The organism is Paraburkholderia sp. RL17-373-BIF-A (genome assembly GCF_046030175.1).
Lineage (GTDB): Bacteria > Pseudomonadota > Gammaproteobacteria > Burkholderiales > Burkholderiaceae > Paraburkholderia.
Genome location: NZ_JARESO010000301.1, coordinates 1 through 991, shown reverse-complemented (window position 1 = coordinate 991; position 991 = coordinate 1). Strand labels below are relative to the sequence as shown.

Genomic DNA, 991 nt, shown 5'->3' with positions numbered 1-991 from the left:
AGGTGCAACCCCTCTGGCCTACTTACCATCCGCAGCATCCCTGGCAACGTGGCTCGAACGAAAACACAAATGGGCTTCTCAGACAGTACTTCCCTAAAGGTATCGATCTCTCTGGTTATTCACAGGCCAGACTTAATGCTGTGGCGAGGCGACTTAACGAACGTCCCCGAAAAACACTAGACTTCGACACACCAGCTGAACGATTTCAGCAAGCCGTTGCATCCACCGGTTGAATCCGCATGGTCCCGTGGACGATGCAGATCGTCGTGGACCCAGCGCCGCCGACAACCCCCTGGTTAGCTCAGAATCTCGATGCTTCCCCAATCTGCCCAAGCTTGAAATCTGTCACAAGACCCCATCTAATTCTAAGAAATGCTGCGTTTCCTGAGAATCAGGGGGCTACTCCACAGATGCTATTTCGAATCCCGCCATATCGCCCAATCGCACTGCAATTGGACATGCCGTTCCCAATCCTCATAACGGGGACAGGCCGACCGTCTCGATACGCGCGATCGGCACTTGCACGGCGATTGGAGCTTCCGCACCTGGTCGGTCAACATGGCAGGCACACATCGACGACGGCAACATTTCGTCTCATGGTCATTCTTTCGCGGTGTGAGCGTGGCTGGTGCATTGTGGCCGGCCCTGCCTCCGTAGGTGAGTGCCCCTGCCCCGTCTCTATTACGAAACCCTGTTCGCAAGTTCGCGACTGAACGGCAAGGACGGTCGACACGTAACACACGGCTATCCCAATACCGGCTCCATAACAGGCCTTGTATTTTGCCGAACTTTCCGCGGACAAATTCCATAGTGGCGACGGAAGCGATCGGAGAAGTGCGCTGCGTTCGAGAACCCCGATTCGAACGCAATATCAATCACCTTCTTAGGTGAAGTCTCAAGTAGCAACTTTGCATGTGCTAGCCGTTGGGCCAGCAACCAGTGTTTTACTGAGACACCAAATTTTTCTTTAAACAACTCATTGAACTTCCTC

2 protein-coding genes are annotated in these 991 nt (G+C 53.6%); one reads left to right on the top strand and one right to left on the bottom strand.

Translation table 11 applies throughout. The features are described 5' to 3' along the window. A partial coding sequence (locus P0D80_RS50510) for a transposase (RefSeq protein WP_408296349.1) occupies positions 1–233 on the top strand: 233 nt, incomplete at its 5' end. Between the two features lie 511 nt (positions 234–744). Here the strand turns inward: P0D80_RS50510 and P0D80_RS50505 are convergent. Continuing rightward, positions 745–991: helix-turn-helix domain-containing protein (locus tag P0D80_RS50505; protein ID WP_408296346.1), on the bottom strand; the 247-nt coding region annotated here is incomplete at its 5' end.